Below are 21,034 nucleotides of genomic sequence, written 5' to 3' on the forward strand. Positions count from 1 at the left end.
GCGGCCCCGCGGTCGGGCGCGTCGCGGCCCGCTCACCGGCGGGCGGTCCCGGCCCGGTCCGCGTCGACCGGACCGGCTTCGTCCGTGTCGACGGCCTGGATCCGCTCGGCGAGCAACCGCAGTCCCTCGATCACCGCGGCCGAGCGGATGTGGTCGCGGCCACCGTCGAGGTCGAGCCGGCGTACCTGGGTGCCGCCGGGACCGGCGACCCCGACGTACACCAGGCCGACCGGCTTGCCGTCCTGCGGTTCCGGCCCGGCCACCCCGGTGGTGGCCAGCCCCCAGTCGGCGCCGCAGCGGCGCCGCCCGCCCTCGGCGAGCGCGGCGGCCACGTCCGGGTCGACCGGTCCGCGCTCCGCCAGCAGATCCGCGGGTACGCCCGCGAGCTGCGACTTGAGCTCGGTGGCGTAGACCACCAGGCCGCCCCGGTAGACGCCGCTCACCCCGGCGATCTCCACGATCGAGGCGGAGAGCAGGCCACCGGTGAGGGACTCGACGGTCGCGAGGGTCTCGTGCCGCAGCGACAGCCGGTGCACCACGCCCGCCGCCGGGTTCCCCACGGGCCGCTCGTGCCGCGCATCCGTACCCATGGTGATCCTCTCTTCCCCGCTGCCGGCGGCCCTACTCATCCGGCGGGACGGCGGAGGCGGAAGGCCTGGACGATGTAGTCGAAGCCGGTCAGCACGGTGACCACGACCGCGGCCCCCATGATCCACGGGCCGACGACGGCCGCCGCGGCGGGCATCGGCCAGAGGTACCAGGTGATGGCGAGGATCTGGAGCGCGGTCTTGATCTTGCCACCCCGGCTGGCCGCGATCACCCCGTGCCGGATCACCCAGAACCGCAGCCCGGTGATACCCAGCTCGCGAAGGAGGATCACCGCGGTCACCCACCAGGGCAGCCGGTCGTACCAGGAGAGCAGCACCAGGGCGGCGCCGGTGAGCGCCTTGTCGGCGATCGGGTCGGCGACCTTGCCGAGCGAGGTGATCAGCTTCCACCGGCGGGCGATCCAGCCGTCCACCAGGTCGGTCGCCGAGGCGACCACGAAGATCAGGCAGGCGGCCATCCGCCAGCCGGCGTGGGTCATCCCGGCGGCGACCACGGTGGCCGCGAAGACCGGCACCAGCAGCAGCCGCACGGCGGTCAGCACGTTCGCCGCGTTGAGCAACGGAACCGGGGGCGCCACCGTGGATTCCGCCCCGGTCATCCCCGCGCTCCGCTCCGGCCGCCGTGGCGTACCTCGCACCGCACCACGTGGCTCCCCCGCTCCGCTCGGACCCGTCGTCACCGTGCCGCGCCGGGCGCCGCCGAGATCATCTCATCCGGTACGGCGACCAGGTCGACACCCTCGGTCGCGGTGACCGTGGCCCGGACCAGGTCGCCGGGGCGCAGCGCGGCGAGGTCGACCCCGCCGTCCGCCGGGGCGACCAGGGTGGTCGAGCCGTCCACCTCGGGCGCCTGGTGGGCCGCCCGACCCTCGACCACGCCGTCGGCGATCGAGTCGACCAGCACCTCGACCGTCGAGCCGAGCCGCTCCTCGGCCCGCTGCGAGCAGAGCTCGTCGGCGAGCGCGGCGAGCTTGTCGTACCGCCGCTTGATCGTGGCCGCGGAGACCTTGCCCGGCAGGCCGGCGGCCTCGGTGCCGTCCTCGTCGCTGTAGTCGAACACGCCGATCGCGTCGAGCCGCGCCTCGGTCAGGAACCGGACCAGCTCGGCCACGTCCTGCCGGGTCTCCCCGGGGAAGCCCACGATGAAGTTGCTCCGGGCGCCCGCCTCGGGGGCGAGGGCGCGGGCGGAGGCCAGCAGCTCCAGGAACCGGTCGGTGGAGCCGAAGCGGCGCATCCGGCGCAGCACCGGCTCGCTGGAGTGCTGGAACGACAGGTCGAAGTAGGGTGCCACGCCCGGGGTGGTGGCGATCACCTCGACCAGGCCGGGCCGGGTCTCGGCGGGCTGGAGGTAGCTGGCCCGCACCCGGACGATGCCGTCGATTCCGGCGAGCTGCGGCAGCAGCTTCTCCAACGCCCGGGGGTCACCCAGGTCCTTGCCGTACGAGGTGGAGTTCTCGCTGACCAGCACCAGCTCGCGGACGCCGGTCTTGGCCAGCCACTCCGCCTCGGCGAGCAGCTCGTCCGGCGTACGCGAGACGAACGCGCCGCGGAACGCCGGGATGGCGCAGAACGCGCAGCGCCGGTCGCAGCCGCTGGCCAGCTTGAGCGAGGCGACCGGACCGGTGTCGAGCCGGTGCCGCAGCACCTGCCGCAGGTGGGCCGGGGTGTGCTCGTCGGTCCCGGTGGCCACCCGGGTCGGGGTGCCGTGGCCGGGCAGCGACACCGCCGCGTCGCGCCGCTTCACCGGGGTGAGCGGCAGCAGCTCGCGGCGGTCCCGCGGGGTGTGGGCGTCGAGCGCCTCCCCGGCGACCACCGCGTCCAGCCGGGCGGCGATGTCCGGGTAGTCGTCGAAGCTGAGCACCGCCTGCGCCTCGGGCAGGCTCTCGGCCAGCTCGCGGCCGTACCGCTCGGCCATGCAGCCGGCGGCGACCACCTTGGCGCCGGTGTCGGCGGCGGCGAGCAGCGTCTGGATCGAGTCCTGCTTGGCCTTCTCCACGAAGCCGCAGGTGTTCACGACCACCACGTCGGCGCCCTCGCCGTCGGTGGTCACCTGCCAGCCGTCGGCGTGCAGCCGGGCGGCCAACTCCTCCGAGTCGACCTCGTTACGGGCGCAGCCCAGGGTCAGCAGGGCGACGCGGCGGCCGGCAGCGTTGGAAGGGGAGGTGGCAGACACCATCCGAGGGTACCGGGCCGGGCGGATCGGCCCACGAGGGCGGGCCGCAGGTGCAAGGAAGGGCCCCCTGTTAACGGCTACGGCAGAGAAGGGCCCCCTTCTCACCGCGCCAGGCGGCGTGGACCGCGCGGGGGCCCCTGCGTCAGACGGTTGCTGCGGCCACCCGGGCCAGGCGGTCGAGCAGGAACACCTCGGTGCCGGCCAGGCCGGTGGAGCAGAAGACCGAGATCTGGTCCGCGCCGGTCCGGCCGGGGACCGCCCCCGCCAGCACCGCACCCAGGTCGCGCAGCCGCCCGGCGTACGGCTCGACGGCGGCGAGCATCGGCGGGACGTACGCGGCGGCCTGCGCCGGCGAGTCGGTGACCAGCAGGTCGGCGGCGTCCAGCAGGTCGGGGCCGAACTCGTGCCGGTCGGCCTGCTTGAAGCCGACCGTGTTGACGTGGGTGCCCGGGGCGAGGTCGGCGGCGGCCAGCACCGGGGTGGTGCTGGTGGTGGCGAGCACCACGAGGTCCCGGTCACGGACCGCCTCGACGGCCGAGCCGACCGCGCGGGCCGGCACGCCCAACTCGGCGCGGACCCGGGCGGCGAACGCCTCGCGCCGGCCCGCCGAACGGCTGTGCACGGTCACCTCGCGCAGCGGACGGACCGCGGCGGCGGCCCACACCTGGGTCCACGCCTGACGGCCGGAGCCGACCACGCCGAGGGTGGCCGCGTCGGGGCGCGCGAGGGCGTCGACCGCCACCCCGCCCAGTCCCCCGGTACGCCGGGAGCCGAGCTCCTCGCCGACCGCGATCGCCCGTACCGCCCCGCTGCGCGCGTCGTGCAGCACGACCAGCTGCCCGCTCTCCGGGAGCCCGAAGGTGTCGTAGGACCGGAAGCCGTACCACTCACCGGTGAGGTGGCCGGCGGTGAGCACCATCCGACCCCCGCCCAACGGGGCGGACGCCCGGGGCGGGGCGACCAAACGGCCCTCGTACGCGGCCAGCAGGGCGTCCCGCATCGCGGCGACGGTGAACGGGGCGTCCAGGGCGGCGACATCCTGGTCGGAGAAGAGCAGGGTCATGACGACCATGGTGCAACTTGAAGTTGACGTCAGCTCCAGCCCGGGTGCTCTTTCTCACCGCGTCGGCTCTCACCGCGTCGGCCGGCCTCCGGCGGGCGGTGCTACGGTCGGCTACGGCGGCACCGCCGCCCCGGACGAGTGGTGGGCGTACCCGGTCAGGCCAAGACGCCCCGCGTGAGTGACCACCCGTCCCGGCCCCGGCGGCCGGGCTCACCCCGCAGAGGTGACCGTCATGGCCTGGATCGTGCTGGTGTTCTCAGGGCTGCTGGAGACCGCGTGGGCGATCGCCCTCGACCGCAGCGCCGGCTTCAGCCGCCCCCTCCCCTCCCTCGTCTTCGTCGGCACGCTGGTGGCGAGCATGGCCGGCCTGGCGTACGCGTTGCGCGACATCCCGGTCGGCACCGGCTACGCGGTCTGGGTGGGCATCGGGGCGGTGGGCACGGCCCTGGTCGGCATGCTCGCGCTGCACGAGCCGGCCACCCTGCCCCGGATCGGCAGCCTGCTGCTGGTGGTCGCCGGCGTGGTGGGTCTCAAACTGTTCCACTGACGCTCGGTGTCCGGTTTTGCGGCCGGTGGGTGGCGGGTAGTGATCCGACAGCCCCACCAAGTGACCGACCCAGCCACGGAGGACACCATGGCCGACATGCCCGCCACCGCCCGGCCGCGCAGCAGCGCGGCGCGCGTCTGCACGATCATCGCGTTCGTCTTCGCGGTCATCGCGATCTTCTTCCTGCCGCCGCTGTTCGGCCTGGTCGGGCTGATCCTCGGCATCGTCGGCGGGGTGTTGGGCGACAAGCCGCTCGGCTGGTACGCCGCCGCCGCCAGCGTCGCCGGCGCCGTGCTCGGCATCATCATCGGGTACGCGATCCTGCACTCCTGAGTCCCCGTACGCGCGAGGGCCCGCCGTCCGGCCGGCGGGCCCTCCGCTGTGCCGGGCGGCTCAGTCGTCGCCGCCGCGCAGGCCGGCCAGGACCTCCTCCAGCTCGTCCGGCTTGACCAGCACGTCGCGGGCCTTGGAGCCCTCGGACGGCCCGACCACGCCCCGGGTCTCCATCAGGTCCATCAGCCGGCCCGCCTTGGCGAAGCCGACCCGCAGCTTGCGCTGGAGCATCGAGGTGGAGCCGAACTGCGAGGTGACCACCAGCTCCACCGCCTGGACCAGCAGGTCCAGGTCGTCGCCGATGTCCTCGTCGATCTTCTTCTTGCTGTCCTGCGCGGCCATCAGCACGTCCGAGCGGAACTCCGGCTCGCGCTGGTCCTTGCAGAACTTCACCACATCGGCGATCTCGCGCTCGGTCACCCAGGCGCCCTGGATCCGGACCGGCTTCGAGGCGCCCATCGGCAGGAAGAGGCCGTCGCCGCGGCCGAGCAGCTTCTCCGCGCCCGGCTGGTCGAGGATGACCCGCGAGTCGGCCAGCGACGACGTGGCGAACGCCAGCCGGGACGGCACGTTCGCCTTGATCAGGCCGGTGACCACGTCGACCGAGGGCCGCTGCGTGGCCAGCACCAGGTGGATGCCGGCGGCCCGGGCGAGCTGGGTGATCCGGACGATGGAGTCCTCCACGTCGCGGGGCGCGACCATCATCAGGTCGGCCAGCTCGTCCACGATCACCAGCAGGTACGGGTACGGCCGCAGCTCCCGCTCACTGCCCGGCGGGGCCTTGATCTCGCCGTTGCGCACCTTGCGGTTGAAGTCGTCGATGTGCCGGACCCCGTTGGCGGCGAGGTCGTCGTAGCGCATGTCCATCTCGCGGACGACCCACTCCAGCGAGTCGGCCGCCTTCTTCGGGTTGGTCACGATCGGGGTGACCAGGTGCGGGATGCCCTCGTAACCGGTCATCTCGACCCGCTTCGGGTCGATCAGCAGCAGCCGCACCTCGTCCGGCGTCGCCCGAGTCAAAATGGACATGAGTAGAGAATTCAGGCAACTCGACTTTCCGGCACCGGTGGCCCCGGCGATGAGGATGTGCGGCATCTTCGCGAGGTTGGCCACCACGTAGCCGCCCTCGATGTCCTTACCCAGCGCCACCAGCATCGGGTGATGGTCGCTGGTGGCGGCCCGCGAGCGGAGCACGTCGCCGAGCGACACGTTCTCCGGGTCGGTGTTCGGGATCTCCACGCCGACCGCGCTCTTGCCCGGGATCGGGCTCAGGATCCGCACGTCCGGCGACTTCACCGCGTACGCGATGTTGCGGGAGAGCTGGGTGATCCGCTCCACCTTGACGCCCGGGCCCAGCTCGACCTCATAGCGGGTGACCGTCGGGCCACGGGTGAAGCCGGTGACCGCGGCGTCCACGTCGAACTGTTCGAAGACGCCGGTCAGCGCGGCGATCACCTCGTCGTTGGCCTTGCTCCGGGTCTTCGGCGCGGCGCCGCTGCCCAGCATGTTGGCCGGTGGCAGCGTGTAGTCGCCGGCCAGCCCGGTGAGCGCGAGCTGCTCGGCGCGGGTGGGCAGCGGCGAGTGCTCCGGCGGCTCGGCCGGCTTGCGGCTCGCGGGCACCTTCGCGGGCCGCTTGCGCGGCAGCACCAGAGTGTCCTGCAGGTCCACGCCGTCGAGGTCGTCGAGTTCGCCGTCCGGTTCGGCCGGATCCGGCGGTGGGAGGCGCTTGGCCGGCCGCTTGCGGGCCGGCTTCGGCCCCGCCTCGGCCTCCGCGTCCGCCCCCTCGGGGGGCGCGATCAGGCTGCCGGCGAGCAGCCCGAGCCGTTCCGGGATCTTGTTGATCGGCGTCGCGGTGACCACCAGCAGACCGAAGACCAGCAGCAGCACGAGCAGGGGCACGGCCACCCAGGAGGTGACCGCGGCCTTCAGCAGGTTGCCCACGCCCGCGCCGATCAGGCCGCCCGCGTAGTCCCGCTGCCCCGCGTCGACCGGGTCCTGCCCGATGTGGAGCAGCGACGCGGTGGCGAGCAGCGTCGAGCCCCAGCCGACCAGGCCACGCCCGCGGTGCGCGGGATCGCCCGGGGTCCGCATCAGCCGCCAGGCACCGATCATCAGCAGCACCGGCACCACGATCGCGATCGCGCCGAGGAAGAGCCGGACGGTGTCCGCCAGGCGGGCGCCGACCGGCCCGGCGCCGCCGAACCAGATGGCCACCACGCTGAGGATGGCGAGGCCGAACACCAACAGCCCGGCGCCGTCGCGGCGGTGCTCCGGGTCGAGGTCGCGGGCGGAGGCGGCCTGCCGGCCGGCGGCCCGCACCGCCCAGCCCACGCCGTGCGCCAGGCCCATCCACAGGGCACCGACCGCGCGACCGACGTAGACGGCCGGACCCGGCCGGGCCGCGGCCCGCCGCCGGGGGGTCGCCCGGGTGGCCTTCTTCGCCGGCTGACGGGCACGGCTGTTCGTGGTGCCACGCGGCGACGCGCCGCGCCGCCGGCTCGCCTGAGAGGTACGGCCCGCCATAGAGTCACCGTAACGGCGGGACCCGGCGGATCGCCGCTTTTCCGGGTCGTGTCCGCGCGTCGCAGCACGGACCGCGCCGCAGTCTGTGTTATTCGCCTCAGAAGGGATGCCCGATGGCGTCGCCGGAGATCGAGGACGGTCCGGACGGCCCCCTGGCCGGACACCCGCGGGCGTTGCGGCCGCTGACCGGCGAGCTGATCGCCGCCGTGCTGGCCAACCGGGGGTACGCGGTGGCCGAGGACGCCGACGGCGACCTGGTGGGCCGCTGGGAGCAGAGCCTGATCTGGTTCCACCGCCGGGGTGCCGCCGGAGAGCTGTTGCAGATCCGCACCGTCGCCGGGCACCGCTTCGGCATCGAGCGCGTCCCCGGGCTGTACGCGTTCTGCAACACCTGGAACCATGACCGGCTCTGGCCGAAGGCGTTCGTGCACGTGGCCGATGACGGGCTGGCCCAGGTCCTGGGCGAGGTGACCACGGACCTGGAGCGGGGCGTCACCCCGCACCAGCTCGACCAGCTCCTCGACTGCGGCATCGCCACCGGCTGCCAGCTCGCCGCCGCCGTGGGCGGACTGCCCGGCGGGTCGATCCGGTGACCACCTTCCGCGACCGGAGCCTGGCCGACGCCCTCGCCGACGCCCGGGACCTGCCCGACGGCGAGGCCCGCTGCGCCGAGTTGGAGCGGATCGCGGCTCGGGCCGACGCGACCGGCGACCCGCGTACCGGGCTGGCCGCGCGGTTCGCGATGATCGAGGCGTACCTGCACCTCGGTGAGCGGTGGCGACTGGTGGACCAGGTGCGCCGCTGCCTGGCCGCGCTCGACCGGACGCCCGGGCTGCTGGATGGCCGCCCCGGTGACGCCGAACGGCTGCGCCGACACCAGCGGCAGGCGGTGGAGGCGCTGTTCGGCACCCCCCGGATCGGCCTGGACCAGGCCCGGTCCCTGTTGGACGAGCTGGCCGACCGGCTGGGCCCGGACGCCGAGCCGGTGGCCGAGCTGCGCTGCCGACTCGCCGACCACCTCGGCGACGAGCCCACCGCCCGCCGGGAGTACGCCCGCTGGCACGGCCGTTCCGGCTCGGCGCGGCCGGCGCCGCGCCCCGACGCCGGGCAGCCGCCCGACCAGCCCGGCTCGACGCCCTCGACGCCCCGCCCCGACCGGGCCCGCTCGGCGGGGGCCGAGGCGATCGCCGGCTGCCCCGGCTGCGCACCGGCCCGCCAGGCCGAGCTGCTGGCCGGCTGGGGCGAACCGGCGGCGGCCCTGGCGGTGCTGCGGCCGGTGCTCGACGGCGAGGTGGGGTGCACCGACCAACCGGAGCGGGCCCTCGCCACGGCGCTGCTGCCGTGGCTGCGCACCGGCGAGGTGGTGCGCGCCGCCCGGGCGCACGTGCGGGCGTACCGCCGGCACCGCCGGGAACGGGCGGCGTTCCCACTGCTCGCCGCGCACCTGCGGTACTGCGCGCTGGGCGGGCAGCTGGGCCGCGGGCTGGACCTGCTCGCCGAGCAGCTGCCCAGGATGGACCGCCCCACCGACGACCTGTCCACGATGGAGTTCGCGGCCGCGGGCGCGCTGCTCTGCGGGCTGGCGGCCGAGGCCGGCCTCGGCGGGCGGCGGATCCACCGCCCGGGGCACGGACCGCGCCCCGCGGCCGAGGTGGAGGTGGCCTCGCTGGGTGCGGAACTCCAGTCGCTCGCCATCGGACTCGCCGGCAGCTTCGACGCCCGCAACGGCACCGGGCACCAGTCCGGCCGGATCGCGTCCTGGCTGGCCGAACGGCCGCTCGCCGACCCGGTGCCGCTGCCCGCCGAGGACGACGTCGACGACTGGCCGGACGACGACCCGGCCGAGCCGGGCCCGCCGGGTGAGGCGGAACCGGCCCCGCTCAGCCTGGCGCTGCTCACCGCCGCCCTCGACGTACGCGGCGACGGCTACGCGGTCGAGCCGGACGGCACGGTGGTCGGACGCTGGGGCGAGGCGGTGATCCAGTTCCGCCGGCTCGGGCAGCAGGGCGAGATCCTGCACGCCCGGGTGGTGGCGGCCCGCCGGCTGCCGGCCGGCCGGCGCGCCGAGGCGTACGCGTTCTGCAACGCCTGGAACCACGACCGGCTGCTGCCGGCGGCGTACGTGCACGATCCCGGCGACGGGACGCTGGTGCTGGCCGCCGACGTCACCACCGACCTGACGCACGGGGTGGCCCCGGCGCAGCTCGTGGTGCTGGTCACGGCCGCGGTCAGCACCGGCGCCGCGTACGCCGAGGCGGTGGCCGCGCTGCCCTGACCGCCCGCCGGGTCAGACCTCGACGACCGTCGGGACGATCATCGGCCGACGCCGGTACGCGTCGTTGACCCACCGTCCCACGGTGCGCCGGACGATCTGCTGGAGCTGGTGCGGGTCGGTGATGCCGTCCGCGGCGGCCCGGTTGAGCGCCTCGGTGACCAACGGGACGACCGGGCTGAACGCCTCCGGGTCCTCGGAGAAGCCCTTCGCGGAGACGGTCGGGCCGCCGACCACCTTGCCGGTGACCGAGTCGACCACCACGGTCGCGGCGATGAAACCCCCGTCGCCGAGGATCCGCCGCTCGGTGAGCAGCGACTCGCTGACGTCACCGACCGCGAGACCGTCGACATAGACGTAACGGCTCTTCACGTGACCAACCAGGCTGGCCCGCCCGTCCACCAGGTCGACGACGTCGCCGTCCTCGCAGAGCACCACCCGGTCCGGCGCCACGCCGGACTCGATGCCGAGCCGGGCGTGCGCCCGCAGGTGCCGCCACTCGCCGTGCACCGGCATGAGGTTGCTCGGTCGGGTGACGTTGAGCAGGTAGAGCAGCTCGCCGGCGGGGGCGTGGCCGGAGACGTGCACCTTGGCCACGTCCTTGTGGATCACGGTCGCACCGGCCCGGGCCAGCCGGTTGATCACCCGGTAGACCGAGGTCTCGTTGCCGGGCACCAGCGAGCTGGCCAGCACGACCGTGTCGCCCGGCGCGATGGTGATGTGCCGGTGGTCGCCGCTGGCCATCCGGCCCAGTGCGCTCATCGGCTCGCCCTGCGAGCCGGTGGACATCAGCACGATCTGCTCGGGCGGCAGGGCGGTCGCCTCCTCGAGGCCGACTACCAGTCCCGGCGGGATGTTGAGCAGGCCGAGGTCGCGGGCAATGCCCATGTTACGGACCATCGACCGGCCGATCAGCGCCACCTTGCGGCCGTGCTCGATCGCCGAGTCGAAGACCTGCTGCACCCGGTGCACGTGCGAGGCGAACGAGGCGACGATGATCCGGCCGCGAGCCTTCTGGAAGATCGAGTCGAGGACCGGGCCGATCTCCCGCTCCGGGGTGACGAAGCCGGGGATCTCCGCGTTGGTGGAGTCCGACAGCAGCAGGTCCACGCCCTCGGCGCCGAGCCGGGCGAAGCCGGCCAGGTCCGTGATCCGGCCGTCCAGCGGGAGCTGGTCCATCTTGAAGTCGCCGGTGTGCAGCACCAGCCCGGCACCGGTCCGGATGGCCACCGCGAGCGCGTCCGGGATGGAGTGGTTGACCGGGAAGAACTCGCACTCGAACGGGCCGAGCCGCTCCCGCCGCCCCTCGGCGACGGTCAGCGTGTACGGCTGGATCCGCCGCTCGGCCAGCTTCGCCTCGACCAGGGCCAGGGTGAACTGGGAGCCGACCAGCGGGATGTCCGTCTTGTGGGCGAGCAGGTAGGGCACCGCGCCGATGTGATCCTCGTGGCCGTGGGTCAGCACGATCGCCTGGACGTCGTCGAGCCGGTCCAGGATCGGGCCGAAGTCGGGGAGGATCAGGTCCACGCCCGGCTGCTCGACGTCGGGGAAGAGCACCCCGCAGTCGACGATCAGCAGCTTGCCGTCGTACTCGAAGACGGTCATGTTCCGGCCGATGGCGCCGAGCCCGCCGAGCGGAATGATCCGCAGGCCGCCTTCCGGCAGTGGCGGGGGAAGTTCACCCTCGATGTGCGCCTCGGTCACGCGTCCACCTCATTCTGCGACGCCGTTCCCCGGCGTCCGTCGTGTCGTTCGGTCATTCGGAAAGGGGCAGGCCCGCCGCCGCGCAGTCGGCGCGCAGCTGAGCCAGTTCGTCGGCGGTGGCGTCCGCCAGCGGCGGGCGCACCGGGCCGGCCGGCAGGCCCTTGGCCGCCAGGCCCGCCTTCACCAGGATCACGCCCTGGGTACGGAAGATGCCGGTGTACAGCGGCAGCAGCCGCCGGTGCAGGGCGAGGGCGGTGGCGACGTCGCCCGCCTCGTACGCCTCGATCAGCTGCTTGGTCGGTACGCCGGTGAAGTGCGTCGAGGTGCCGACGACGCCGACCGCGCCGACCGCGAGGGCGGGCAGGGTCAGCGAGTCCTCGCCGCAGTAGTAGGCCAGATCGGTGCGGGCGAGCACCTCGGAAGTGGCGGTGAGGTCGCCCTTGGCGTCCTTCACCGCGACGATCCGGCCGTGCTCGGCCAGCCGCACCAGGGTGTCGGTGGCGATCGCGGTGCCGGCCCGATGCGGGATGTCGTACAGCATGATCGGCAGGCCGGTGGCGTCGGCGACCGCGGTGAAGTGCCGCAGCAGGCCGCTCTGTGGCGGCTTGCTGTAGTACGGCGTGACCACGAGCAGGCCGTGCGCCCCGGCCTTCTCCGCCTGCGCGGCCAGCTCGACGGTGTGCCGGGTGTCGTTGGTGCCGACCCCGGCGAGGATGCGGGCCCGGTCACCGACCGCCTCCACCACGGTGCGGATCAGGGCCTCCTTCTCCGCGTCGGTGGTGGTCGGCGACTCCCCGGTGGTGCCGTTGAGCACCAGCGCGTCGTTGCCCTGCTCGTCGACGAGGTGCCGGGCGAGCCGGCCGGCGCCGTCCAGGTCGAGGGACCCGTCGGCGGCGAACGGGGTCACCATGGCCGTGATCAGTCGCCCGAACGGGCGCGAGGCGCCACGGTCGGGAGCGGCAGGGAGGTCGTGCGTCATGTTCACAACCTAGCGGACGACCACCGGGGGCCCGGCGGCGAAGGGCGCAGGAGTCACTCGGCGTGCGGGCTGGCCGCCACCTCGGTGCCGTCGGGCAGCGTGGAGATCACGAAGTCGGCGAAGACGTTCGGCGCGATCCCCTGGAGCTGCCGCAGGCACTCCACGGCCAGCTCGCGGATCTCCACGTCGGCGTGCTCGGTGGCCCGCATCTTGATGAAGTGCCGCCAGGCCCGGTAGTTGCCGGTGACCACGATCCGGGTCTCGGTGGCGTTGGGCAGCACCGCCCGGGCCGCCTGCCGGGCCTGCTTGCGGCGCAGCGTCGGGTTGGGCTCGTCGATGAAGCGGGCCTCCAGCCCCTCCAGCAGCTCGGTGTACGCCCGCACGCTCGCCTCGGCCGCCTCGACGAACTTCTTGTGCAGCTCCGGGTCCTCGGCGATCACCGCGGGCTCGACCATGGCCGCGTCCCGCTCCGGCACGTAGCGCTGGGAGAGCTGGGAGTACGAGAAGTGCCGGTGCCGGATCAGCTCGTGGGTGAAGGACCGGGAGACCCCGCTGAAGTAGAAGCTCACCGAGCCGTGCTCCAGCACGCTCAGGTGCCCGACCTCCAGGATGTGTGCCAGGTAGCCGGCGTTGGTCGCGGTGGCCGGGTTCGGCTTCTTCCAGCTCTGGTAGCAGGCCCGGCCGGCGAACTCGGCGAGCGCCTGGCCGCCCTCGGCATCGGTCGACCACGGCACGTCGTCCGGGGCCTGGAACTGGGTCCACGCGATCAGCTTGACCTGGGGCTGCACCATCTCCGGCATTCCTGCGACTCTAGTGGCCGCCGGGCCCGCGGGGAAACCTGGGCACGCGGACGTGAAACGCCGCACCACCAGCGAATCCTGGACACTTTCCGTTCGCGGCGAGCGCCAAGTGTCCAAGATCTCGCAGCCCCACACCGGACCCGAGGTTCTCCTCGAACGCCTTTCGAGCTGAGTCGCTGGCGCTATCGCCGCCCGGCACGGCGCCGACGGCGATGTCCCTCGGTCGCAACTGGCCGGGCGGCACGGCCGTGGCGGCAGACCGGCCGGGTGAGCCGGCGCGGGCGCCGGTCAGACGTAGAGCGCGGTGAACGGGGCCCACGGCAGGTTGCGAGCCACCGAGAAGACCAGCCACGCGGCGAGGAAGCCGCCGAGCACCTTCGGGCTGAGCCGCAGCTCCGGCAGGCGCCAGCCGAAGGCCCGGCTCCCCGCCCAGGCCACGAAGAGGTACGCCAGGAAGGGCAGCGCGAAGACGAAGAGGAAGTGGTGCCGGGCGGCGGCCGGCAGGTCGGCGTGCAGCGCGTACCAGAGGGCGCGGGTGCCGCCGCAACCCGGGCAGTCGAGCCCGGTGGTGAGCTTGAGCAGGCAGCTCGGCAGCGCGTCCGGGTCGCTGTGGGTGGGGTTGCTCAACAGCGCGTAGGCCATGCCGAGGCCGACGCAACCGGTGGCGGCGAGGGGCACCGCCCAGCGCGGGGCGCGGGCGTGCACCCGCAGCACGAACCGGGTGAACCGGTCCGGCTCGACGGGCTGGTGGACCACGCCGGCCGGCCAGCTCGCCGGGCCTGCGGGGTCGACCGTCGGGACGGGGACCGGCTGCGGGTCGGGCGCGGCTGCGGGCCGGTGAACACTCGTCACGCGACTCACCGTACACCTGCCACGCCCACCAGCGCGGCGGCGAGCGCAGGTGCCAGATCGCCGGCGACCGGCGGGGCGACCGCGTCCAGGCCGAGCCAGCCGGCGAGCCGGTAGAGCTCGGCGGCGAGCGCCACCGCCGTCTCCCCCGGGTCGGCCCCCGGCTCCGCCCAGGCGGCCGGCACCAGCAGCGCCCCCGCCCTCCGGTCGGCCTTCAGGTCGACCCGGGCGGTGAACCGTTCGCCCTGCAGGAAGGGCAGCACGTAGTAGCCGTACACCCGTTGCGGGGCGGGCACGTAGATCTCGATGCGGTAGGTGAAGCCGAAGAGCCGCTCGGTGCGGGCCCGCTCCCAGACCAGCGGGTCGAACGGGCTGACCAGGGTGTTGGTGCGGACCCGGCGGGGCAGCCGGGCCTGCGCGTGCAGGTACGCCGGCTGCCGCCACCCGGGCACGGTGACCGGGATCAGCTCCCCCGCCTCGACCAACTCGGCGATCGCCCGCCGGGCCCCGGCCACCGGCAGCCGGAAGTAGTCGCGCAGCTCCGGCTCGGCCGCGACGCCGAGCGATCGGGCGGCGACCGCCACCAGGACCCGGTGGGCGTCGGCGTCGGCCGGCGTGGGCGCGTCCAGCGCGGCGGCCGGCAGCACCCGCTCGGGCAGGTCGTAGCGGCGGGCGAAGGAGGCGGTGCGGTCGGCGGCGGTCACCTCGCCGGCCCAGAACAGGAACTCCAGCGCCCGCTTCACCGAGGACCAGTTCCACCCCCAGTTGCCCGTCTCCCGGGGCGCGTCGTGCTCGATCTCGGCGGCGGTGACGGGCCCACGGGCCGCCACCTCGTCGCGGACCCGGGCGACCAGCTCGGGCTGCTCCTGGGCGATCCGGCGCATCCCGCCCCACGCCTCGTCGCGGGCCCGGGCCATCCGCCAGCGCAGCGCCGCGTGCAGGTCGACCGGGATCAGCGACGCCTCGTGCCCCCAGTATTCGAACAGCTCCCGGGGGCGCCGGTAGGCGGCGGTGTCCAGCAGCGTGGTCGGGTAGGGCCCGAGCCGGCTGTAGAGCGGCAGGTAGTGGGCCCGCTGCAGGACGTTGACCGAGTCCATCTGGATCAGCCCGACCCGGCCCAGCACCCGGCGCAGGTGCCGGCGGGTGGGCACCCCGGCGGGCTGCGGGTCGGCGAAGCCCTGGGCGGCCAGGGCGACCCGGCGGGCCTGGGCGAGCGAGAGCGATTCCGGTGCGGCCATCGCCCGGCACCCTAGACCACCGGTACGACACGACGGCTCCAGGTCGCGGTGCCGCGTCGGACGCGCCGAGCTGGAAGTCGTCCCGGGGTGGAGGCTGGACCCACCGTCCGTCGGGGCATAGAACGGACGGATGCGTACCATCCGCCGGGAGGAGCCGGACGACGCCGAGGCGATCGCCCGGGTGCACGTGCACGGCTGGCAGGCCGGGTACGCCGGGATCATGCCGGACGAGGTGCTGCGCCGGCTGAACCCGGCCGCCTGGGCGCAGCGCCGCCGGGACCTCGGCACCGCCGACCCGACGCACCCGTTCGCCACCCTGCTCGCCGAGGTCGACGGGGTGGTCACCGGGTTCGCCACCTTCGGGCCGTACCGGAACGACCAGGACCGCGGCGATCTCGACCACCGGTACGGCGAGATCCTGGCGGTCTACGTCGAACCCGGGCACTGGGGCACCGGGACCGGCCGGGAGTTGCTGGCGGCGGCCCGGGCCGGCCTGGCCCGACAGGGCTGGACGGAGTACCGGCTCTGGGTGCTCGCCGAGAACGCCCGGGCCCGCCGCTTCTACGAGCGGGCCGGGCTGTCACCGGACGGCGAGGAATCGGTTTATCCGGTGCCGCTGTCCGGCGGGCGCGACCCGGTGCGGCTGCGGGAGCTGCGCTACTCCGCCCGCCTCCACGGCTGAACCGCTCCGCTGGGCGGGTGCCGGGCGGGCCGGCCCGTCCGGGCGGCGGACCGGCAGGCCGAGCAGCAGGGCCAGGCTGATCCAGACGTACGCGTTGCTGCCGAGGAAGGCGTCGACCCCGGCGAAGTCCTCGTCCCAGGACCAGACGATCCGGCTGATCAGGAACGCGTACCCGATGGTCGCGGCGGCCAGCAGGACCGCGCGCCGGCGGCTGCGCGCGGGGGCCGCCATGCCGTTGTCGACCAGCAGGATCAGGGCGGGCAGCAGCCAGACCAGGTGGTGCACCCAGGTCACCGGGCTGACGAGGCACATGGTGATGCCGGTCAGGGCCAGGCCGGTGACCTCGTCGCCGGCGGCCACCGCGGCGCGGGAACGCCACACCCAGACGGCCAGGGTGGCGAGCACCAGCACCAGCCAGGCGCCGCTGCTCGGGTCCGCCGGGTCCAGCCGGGCGACCATCCCGCGCAGCGACTGGTTGGAGATGAAGGCCAGCTCACCCACCCGGTCGGTGTTCCACAACGCGGAGGTCCAGAACTCGCGGGAGGCGTCCGGGAAGAGCGCCCCGGCGAGCAGGCTCGCCCCGGCGGCCGCGCCGATCGCGGTGAGCGCGGCCCGCCAGCGCCCGGTGACCAACAGGTAGACGATGAAGATGCCCGGGGTCAGCTTGATCGCGGTGGCCAGGCCGACGCCCACCCCGGCCCACCGGCGGTGCGCCGGCAGCAGCCGCAGCAGGTCCGCCGCCACCAGGAAGAGCAGCAGCATGTTGACCTGGCCGAAGCTGACCGTCTCGCGCATCGGCTCGTACGCGGCGGCCAGGCAGAGCGCCACCGCGAGGGCGAACCAGCGGGTCCAGCCGCAGCGGCGGGCGATCGGGTCGACCAGCCACCAGATGACCACGGTGCTGGCCGCCACGGTGGCGACCACGCTCAGCGTGGTCGCGGCGGACCACGGCAGGTAGGCCATCGGCAGCATGACCAGCGCGGCGAACGGCGGGTAGGTGAAGCCGTACTGGGTGCCGACCCGGAGGAAGTCGTAGATCTCCCCGCCGTCGTGCACCCAGAAGGTCAGCGCGCCGTAGTAGACCTCGAGGTCGAAGAAGTCGTGCCGCACGGCCGCCTCCGACAGGAAGGCGGCCACCGCGACGGCGAGCGCCAGCACGGCGACGACCTGGCCGACCGTCCGCCTGGCACCCTGCGCCACCGTCGTCTCCCTCGCCCTGCGTAGGCTCACGTGCCATGGCACTCGGGTTCGTCCGTCCCGCGCGTCCGGAGGACGCCGGCGAGATCGCTCGCATCCAGCTCGCGACCTGGCGGGTCGCGTACCGTCGGATCCTGCCCCGGCACGTGCTCGACAACCTGGACGAGGCGTACCTCGCTCGGCGGTGGAGCGCGGCGGTGCAGGAGCCGCCCTCGGGCGCGCACCGGGTGTTGGTCGCCGTCGAACAGGCCGAGCAATCGTATCTGGTGGGGTTCCTGGCGGCCGGTCCGGCCGATGCCGAGGCGCTCGCGCCGGGCGAGCCGGACGACGCACTCGGCCGCGAGGTGGTGGCGGTGACCGACCTGCTGGTCGAGCCGCGCTGGGGCCGGCGCGGGCACGGCAGCCGGCTGCTCGCGGCGGCCGTCGACCACTGGCGGGAAGACGGCTTCACCCGCGCCGTGGCCTGGGCGTTCGACGCCGACGCCGCAACCCGCAAATTCCTCGCCTCCACCGGCTGGGAGCCGGACGGCGCCGCCCGCGCCCTGGACGTCGACGACCTGCTGGTCCCCCAACTCCGCCTCCACGTAGCCCTCCCCTGATCCCCGCGATCTTGCACATTCGGCCCCGGCGAATCGGGCATACGCCACTTCACGCCGACCGCAAGTGCAAGATCGCGGGGAAGGGAGGGGGGAGGGAGGGAGGGGGGAGGGAGGGGGGTTAGGTTTTGTCGGCGCCTTCGTTGGCGCCGCGGACGAAGTAGCGCTGGAAGATCGCGAAGAGGACCGCGACCGGGATGGTGGCGAGCAGAGCCGCGCCGAGCTTGAGCGGATACTGGGTGCCCTTGCCGAGCGAGCCGCTGACCAGGTCGGCCAGGCCCCGGGGCAGGGTGAACAGGTGCGGGTCCTGGACCGAGACCAGGCTGTGCGGGAACTCGTTCCAGGAGCCCTGGAACGACAGGATGGTCAGCGTGATCAGCGCGGGTTTCGCCATCGGCAGCACCACCGACCAGAAGGTGCGGAAGACGCCCGCCCCGTCGATCCGGGCCGCCTCCTCCACGCTGACCGGGATCGACTCGAAGAACTGCTTCATGATGAACACCCCGGCCGCGTCCGCCAGCAGCGGGACCACCAGGCCCGCGTAGCTGTCGTAGAGGCCGAGCTGCTTGAGCACCAGGAACTTCGGGATCAGCAGCACCACGGGGGGCACCGCCATCATCGCGATGACCGCGGCGAAGAGCCCGGCCCGGCCGCGGAAGCGCAGCCGCGCGAGGGCGTAGCCGGCGAGCGAGGCGAAGAACACCCGTCCGAGGGTGACCAGCACGGTGACCAGCAGCGAGTTGCCCAGCCAGAGCGGGAAGTTGGTGCCGGCGAAGATCCGCTCGAAGCCGGCCAGCGTCACCGGGTCGGGTATCGGCGAGAGCGGGTTGGCCGCCGCGTCCGGCTCGGTCTTCAACGAGTTGCCGAGCTGGATGACGAACGGGTAGAGGAAGACCAACCCGAAGAAGATCAGGATCGCGTACCCCAGGACGCGGTTGACCTGGGCGCGCGGCCCGTGGTCGGCCCGGCGCGCGACGGCCGCCGCCGGCCGGTCGGTCAGCACGGCCATGTCAGGACCCCTCCGGTACGCGGCGCCGCCACCACCGGCCACGCCGGGGCTCGTCCCGGTCGGCCATCAACCGGCGCTGGAACAGGGTGAACAGGATGATGATCAGGAACAGCACGAACGAGATCGCCGCGCCGGAGCCGTAGTCGAAGTCCCGGAACGCGGTGCGGTACGACAGGTACGCCGGGGTGAGCGTGGTCTTCGCCGGGTCGCCCTGGCTCATCACGTACACCTGGTCGAAGACCTGCCAGCAGCCGATCAGGCCGAGGGTGACCACCAGGAAGGTGGCCGGCTTGATCATCGGCAGGGTGACGTAGCGGAACCGCTGCCAGCGGCTCGCCCCGTCGAGCGTGCTGGCCTCGTCCAGGGCCACCGGCACGTTCTGCAGCGCGGCGAGGAAGATCAGCATGAACGTGCCCGAGGTGGTCCAGATGACCAGGGAGATGATCGAGGTCATGGCGACGCTCGGCCCGGAGAGCCAGTCCCACCAGGTCAGCCCGAGCGGGCCGCCGGAGGTGAGCGCGGCGGGCGGGGAGTCCACCCCGACGACGCCGAGCAGCAGGTGCAGCACGCCGCGGGAGTCCGCGAACCACTCCGGCCCGTCGATGCCGAACAGGGCGAGCAGCCGGTTGACCGCGCCGGAGTTGGCGAACAGGAAGAGGAACACGACGCTGATCGCCACCGAGCTGGTGACCGAGGGGAAGTAGAAGGCGCTGCGGAAGAACCCCTTCCCCTTGAGCATCCGGTTGTTCACGATCAGCGCGAGGCCGAGGGCGAGCGCGGTCTGCGCCGGCACCACGATCCCGACGTAGTACATGTTGTTGCGGATGCTGGTCATGAAGTCGCGGCGGTCGAGCCCGTCCTCGACGAACAGCCGGGTGTAGTTCTTCGCGCCGACGAACGGCACGTCGCTGGTGAACGGGCTGCCCTGGCCGTTCCAGTCGGTGAGGCTGACCCAGAGCGCCATCAGGATCGGCAGCAGCATGAAGAGCCCGAGGATCACGATCACCGGCGCGACGAAGAGCCAGCCGGCGACCTTCTCGTTGCCGCGGATGCCGCCGCCGCGGCGGCGGCGCGACGGACCGACCGGCGTGGTGGCCGGGGCGGTGAGCGCCTCCGTTGCCATCTCCCCTCCCTCCTTCGAGTGGGAGCCGACGCGGAGGGGCCCGCGATCGGGCCCCTCCGGTCACGCTCAGCCGCCGAGCGCCGCCTTGGCGTTCTTGTCGAAGTTCGCCAGGATCGTCTTCGGGTCGCCGGTGGCCAGGCCCTGCAGGCCGGCCTCGAGGTCGCGCAGGACGCTGTCCATCTTGGGGGCGTTCACCGGGCCCTGGGCGTACGCGGCGCCCTCGATGAACACCTTGTCCGCCGGGAACTCGCCGGTGTACTGGTCGCGGACGGACTGCCGGGACGGCATCACGCCGAACGCCTTGGCGAAGGCCATCTGCTGGTCGCCGGCGGTCATCGCCTCGACGAACTTGATCGCCTGCTCCTTGTGCTTGGACTTGGCCGCGATGCCCCAGCACTGGGTGAAGGAGAGGGTGCCCTGGCCCTTCGGGCCGGCCGGCAGCGGGACGACCTTGTACTTCACGTTCGGGAAGTCGTTCTGCAGGGCGCCCTTGATCCAGTTGCCCTCGATGGTCATCACGGCCTTGCCCTTGCCGAACGCCTCACCGGACCAGCCGGCGTCGAGCTGCTTCGGGAACTTCGCGTAGCCGTTGGTGAGCAGGGACTTCACGTACTCGAGGGCCTGCAGGTTCTCCGGGGTGTCCGCGGTGGGCTGCTTGCCGTCCTTGCTCATCAGCCAGCCGCCGTTCTGCACCATGAAGGCGCCGATCCGGTCCCGGGTGTCGCCGAGGGCGAGCGCGACCATCCCCTTCGCCTTGATCTTCTGGCTGACGGCGGTGAGTTGGTCCCAGGTGGTCGGCACGTCCGCGTCGGTCAGGCCGGCCTTGGTCCAGAGGTCGGTGTTGATCTCGAGCGCCAGGGTGGAGAAGTCCTTCGGCGCGCAGTAGAGCTTGCCGTCGTAGGTGAAGGTGCTGCGCAGGCTCTCGTAGAAGTCGTCCGTGTTGCTGACCTTGTCGCCGTACGGCTCCAGGGCACCCACGCTGGCGTAGTCGGCGAACCGGGCCGCGTCGACGTAGAAGACGTCCGGCGGGGCGCCGCCGGCCAGGGCCTGGCCGAGCTGCTGGGTGAGGTCCTGGGCCGGGGTGACGGTCGCCGTGTTGCCGGAGGCGGAGGCCCACTTGGCGGCGGCGTCCTGCACCGCCTTGGTCTCGGCGTCACCGGAGGAGCCGATCATGATCTGCAGGTTGGCCGGGCCGCTGGACTGCTTGGTGTCCTTGGCGGAGTCGTCGAAGCCGCTGCCGCAGGCGGCGGACCCGAGGAGGGCGACGGCGGCGAGGCCGGCCACCGTTGCCCGGGTGAGGATGCGAGGTGTCATCTGTTCTCCTGGTGGGGGATGTGG

At 73.4% G+C, this 21,034-nt stretch carries 20 protein-coding genes and 1 riboswitch; of the genes, 6 read left to right on the forward strand and 14 right to left on the reverse strand.

Going from position 1 to position 21,034, the window contains the following annotated elements:
• Nucleotides 1-32: 32 nt before the first annotated feature.
• The 4 genes from ABZ570_RS10890 to ABZ570_RS10905 form a co-directional block, all read right to left on the reverse strand.
• On the reverse strand, nt 33-590 hold the full coding sequence (locus ABZ570_RS10890) for a CinA family protein (RefSeq protein ID WP_358060261.1): 558 nt from the start codon (nt 588-590) through the stop codon (nt 33-35).
• Nucleotides 591-625: 35 nt separating this feature from the next.
• Entirely contained in the window at nt 626-1,207 is a 582-nt protein-coding gene (pgsA, locus tag ABZ570_RS10895; RefSeq protein ID WP_358060264.1) for a CDP-diacylglycerol--glycerol-3-phosphate 3-phosphatidyltransferase, read from the reverse strand.
• 77 nt (nt 1,208-1,284) lie between these two features.
• On the reverse strand, nt 1,285-2,784 hold the full coding sequence (rimO, locus tag ABZ570_RS10900; RefSeq protein WP_358060267.1) for a 30S ribosomal protein S12 methylthiotransferase RimO: 1,500 nt from the start codon (nt 2,782-2,784) through the stop codon (nt 1,285-1,287).
• A 139-nt stretch (nt 2,785-2,923) separates the two neighbouring features.
• Entirely contained in the window at nt 2,924-3,844 is a 921-nt protein-coding gene (locus ABZ570_RS10905) for an ornithine cyclodeaminase family protein (protein WP_358060270.1), read from the reverse strand.
• 109 nt (nt 3,845-3,953) lie between these two features.
• A riboswitch (guanidine-III (ykkC-III) riboswitch) is annotated at nt 3,954-4,019 on the forward strand.
• Between the two features lie 57 nt (nt 4,020-4,076).
• On the opposite strand from ABZ570_RS10905, the gene ABZ570_RS10910 reads away from it, so the two are divergent.
• Together ABZ570_RS10910 and ABZ570_RS10915 are read left to right on the forward strand one after the other, a co-directional pair.
• A complete protein-coding gene (locus ABZ570_RS10910; protein ID WP_358060273.1) occupies nt 4,077-4,391 on the forward strand; it encodes an SMR family transporter in 315 nt (104 codons plus the stop codon).
• Nucleotides 4,392-4,478: 87 nt separating this feature from the next.
• Nucleotides 4,479-4,724, forward strand: coding sequence for a hypothetical protein (locus ABZ570_RS10915; protein WP_358060276.1), 246 nt, complete (start codon nt 4,479-4,481; stop codon nt 4,722-4,724).
• A 60-nt stretch (nt 4,725-4,784) separates the two neighbouring features.
• Here ABZ570_RS10915 and ABZ570_RS10920 read toward each other — a convergent pair whose 3' ends face one another.
• A complete protein-coding gene (locus tag ABZ570_RS10920; RefSeq protein WP_358060279.1) occupies nt 4,785-7,247 on the reverse strand; it encodes a DNA translocase FtsK in 2,463 nt (820 codons plus the stop codon).
• Nucleotides 7,248-7,360: 113 nt separating this feature from the next.
• On the opposite strand from ABZ570_RS10920, the gene ABZ570_RS10925 reads away from it, so the two are divergent.
• Together ABZ570_RS10925 and ABZ570_RS10930 are read left to right on the forward strand one after the other, a co-directional pair.
• Nucleotides 7,361-7,840 (forward strand): YbjN domain-containing protein, encoded by a 480-nt coding sequence (locus ABZ570_RS10925; RefSeq protein WP_358060282.1) that lies wholly within the window; start codon nt 7,361-7,363, stop codon nt 7,838-7,840.
• Nucleotides 7,837-9,522 (forward strand): YbjN domain-containing protein, encoded by a 1,686-nt coding sequence (locus tag ABZ570_RS10930; protein ID WP_358060285.1) that lies wholly within the window; start codon nt 7,837-7,839, stop codon nt 9,520-9,522. Before ABZ570_RS10925 ends, ABZ570_RS10930 begins: the two co-directional genes overlap by 4 nt.
• A gap of 12 nt (nt 9,523-9,534) precedes the next feature.
• Here the strand turns inward: ABZ570_RS10930 and ABZ570_RS10935 are convergent, their stop codons facing one another.
• From ABZ570_RS10935 to ABZ570_RS10955, 5 genes are all read right to left on the reverse strand, one after another.
• Nucleotides 9,535-11,223 (reverse strand): ribonuclease J, encoded by a 1,689-nt coding sequence (locus ABZ570_RS10935; protein WP_358060288.1) that lies wholly within the window; start codon nt 11,221-11,223, stop codon nt 9,535-9,537.
• A gap of 52 nt (nt 11,224-11,275) precedes the next feature.
• The gene (dapA, locus tag ABZ570_RS10940; RefSeq protein ID WP_358060291.1) at nt 11,276-12,202 is read right to left on the reverse strand and encodes a 4-hydroxy-tetrahydrodipicolinate synthase; all 927 of its coding nucleotides are present in this window, start codon (nt 12,200-12,202) and stop codon (nt 11,276-11,278) included.
• 53 nt (nt 12,203-12,255) lie between these two features.
• On the reverse strand, nt 12,256-12,993 hold the full coding sequence (gene thyX / locus ABZ570_RS10945) for an FAD-dependent thymidylate synthase (protein ID WP_358060336.1): 738 nt from the start codon (nt 12,991-12,993) through the stop codon (nt 12,256-12,258).
• A 297-nt stretch (nt 12,994-13,290) separates the two neighbouring features.
• Nucleotides 13,291-13,863 (reverse strand): DUF2752 domain-containing protein, encoded by a 573-nt coding sequence (locus tag ABZ570_RS10950; protein ID WP_358060294.1) that lies wholly within the window; start codon nt 13,861-13,863, stop codon nt 13,291-13,293.
• On the reverse strand, nt 13,860-15,089 hold the full coding sequence (locus tag ABZ570_RS10955; RefSeq protein ID WP_358060297.1) for a crosslink repair DNA glycosylase YcaQ family protein: 1,230 nt from the start codon (nt 15,087-15,089) through the stop codon (nt 13,860-13,862). Before ABZ570_RS10955 ends, ABZ570_RS10950 begins: the two co-directional genes overlap by 4 nt.
• Nucleotides 15,090-15,219: 130 nt before the next feature.
• Between ABZ570_RS10955 and ABZ570_RS10960 the strand changes: the two genes are divergently transcribed.
• The gene (locus ABZ570_RS10960) at nt 15,220-15,771 is read left to right on the forward strand and encodes a GNAT family N-acetyltransferase (RefSeq protein ID WP_358060300.1); all 552 of its coding nucleotides are present in this window, start codon (nt 15,220-15,222) and stop codon (nt 15,769-15,771) included.
• On the opposite strand, the gene ABZ570_RS10965 is transcribed toward ABZ570_RS10960, so the two are convergent.
• On the reverse strand, nt 15,670-16,971 hold the full coding sequence (locus ABZ570_RS10965; protein ID WP_358060303.1) for a glycosyltransferase 87 family protein: 1,302 nt from the start codon (nt 16,969-16,971) through the stop codon (nt 15,670-15,672). The two genes, ABZ570_RS10960 and ABZ570_RS10965, sit on opposite strands and share 102 nt — an antisense overlap.
• A 35-nt stretch (nt 16,972-17,006) precedes the next feature.
• Between ABZ570_RS10965 and ABZ570_RS10970 the strand changes: the two genes are divergently transcribed.
• Nucleotides 17,007-17,567, forward strand: coding sequence for a GNAT family N-acetyltransferase (locus ABZ570_RS10970; RefSeq protein WP_358060306.1), 561 nt, complete (start codon nt 17,007-17,009; stop codon nt 17,565-17,567).
• A gap of 118 nt (nt 17,568-17,685) precedes the next feature.
• Here the strand turns inward: ABZ570_RS10970 and ABZ570_RS10975 are convergent, their stop codons facing one another.
• From ABZ570_RS10975 to ABZ570_RS10985, 3 genes are all read right to left on the reverse strand, one after another.
• A complete protein-coding gene (locus ABZ570_RS10975; protein ID WP_358060309.1) occupies nt 17,686-18,573 on the reverse strand; it encodes a carbohydrate ABC transporter permease in 888 nt (295 codons plus the stop codon).
• A 1-nt stretch (nt 18,574) separates the two neighbouring features.
• Nucleotides 18,575-19,696, reverse strand: coding sequence for a sugar ABC transporter permease (locus tag ABZ570_RS10980; RefSeq protein WP_358060312.1), 1,122 nt, complete (start codon nt 19,694-19,696; stop codon nt 18,575-18,577).
• 66 nt (nt 19,697-19,762) lie between these two features.
• On the reverse strand, nt 19,763-21,010 hold the full coding sequence (locus ABZ570_RS10985) for an extracellular solute-binding protein (protein ID WP_358060315.1): 1,248 nt from the start codon (nt 21,008-21,010) through the stop codon (nt 19,763-19,765).
• Between the last annotated feature and the right edge of the window lie 24 nt (nt 21,011-21,034).

It is taken from the genome of Micromonospora sp. NPDC007271 (genome assembly GCF_040634005.1).
GTDB lineage: Bacteria > Actinomycetota > Actinomycetes > Mycobacteriales > Micromonosporaceae > Micromonospora.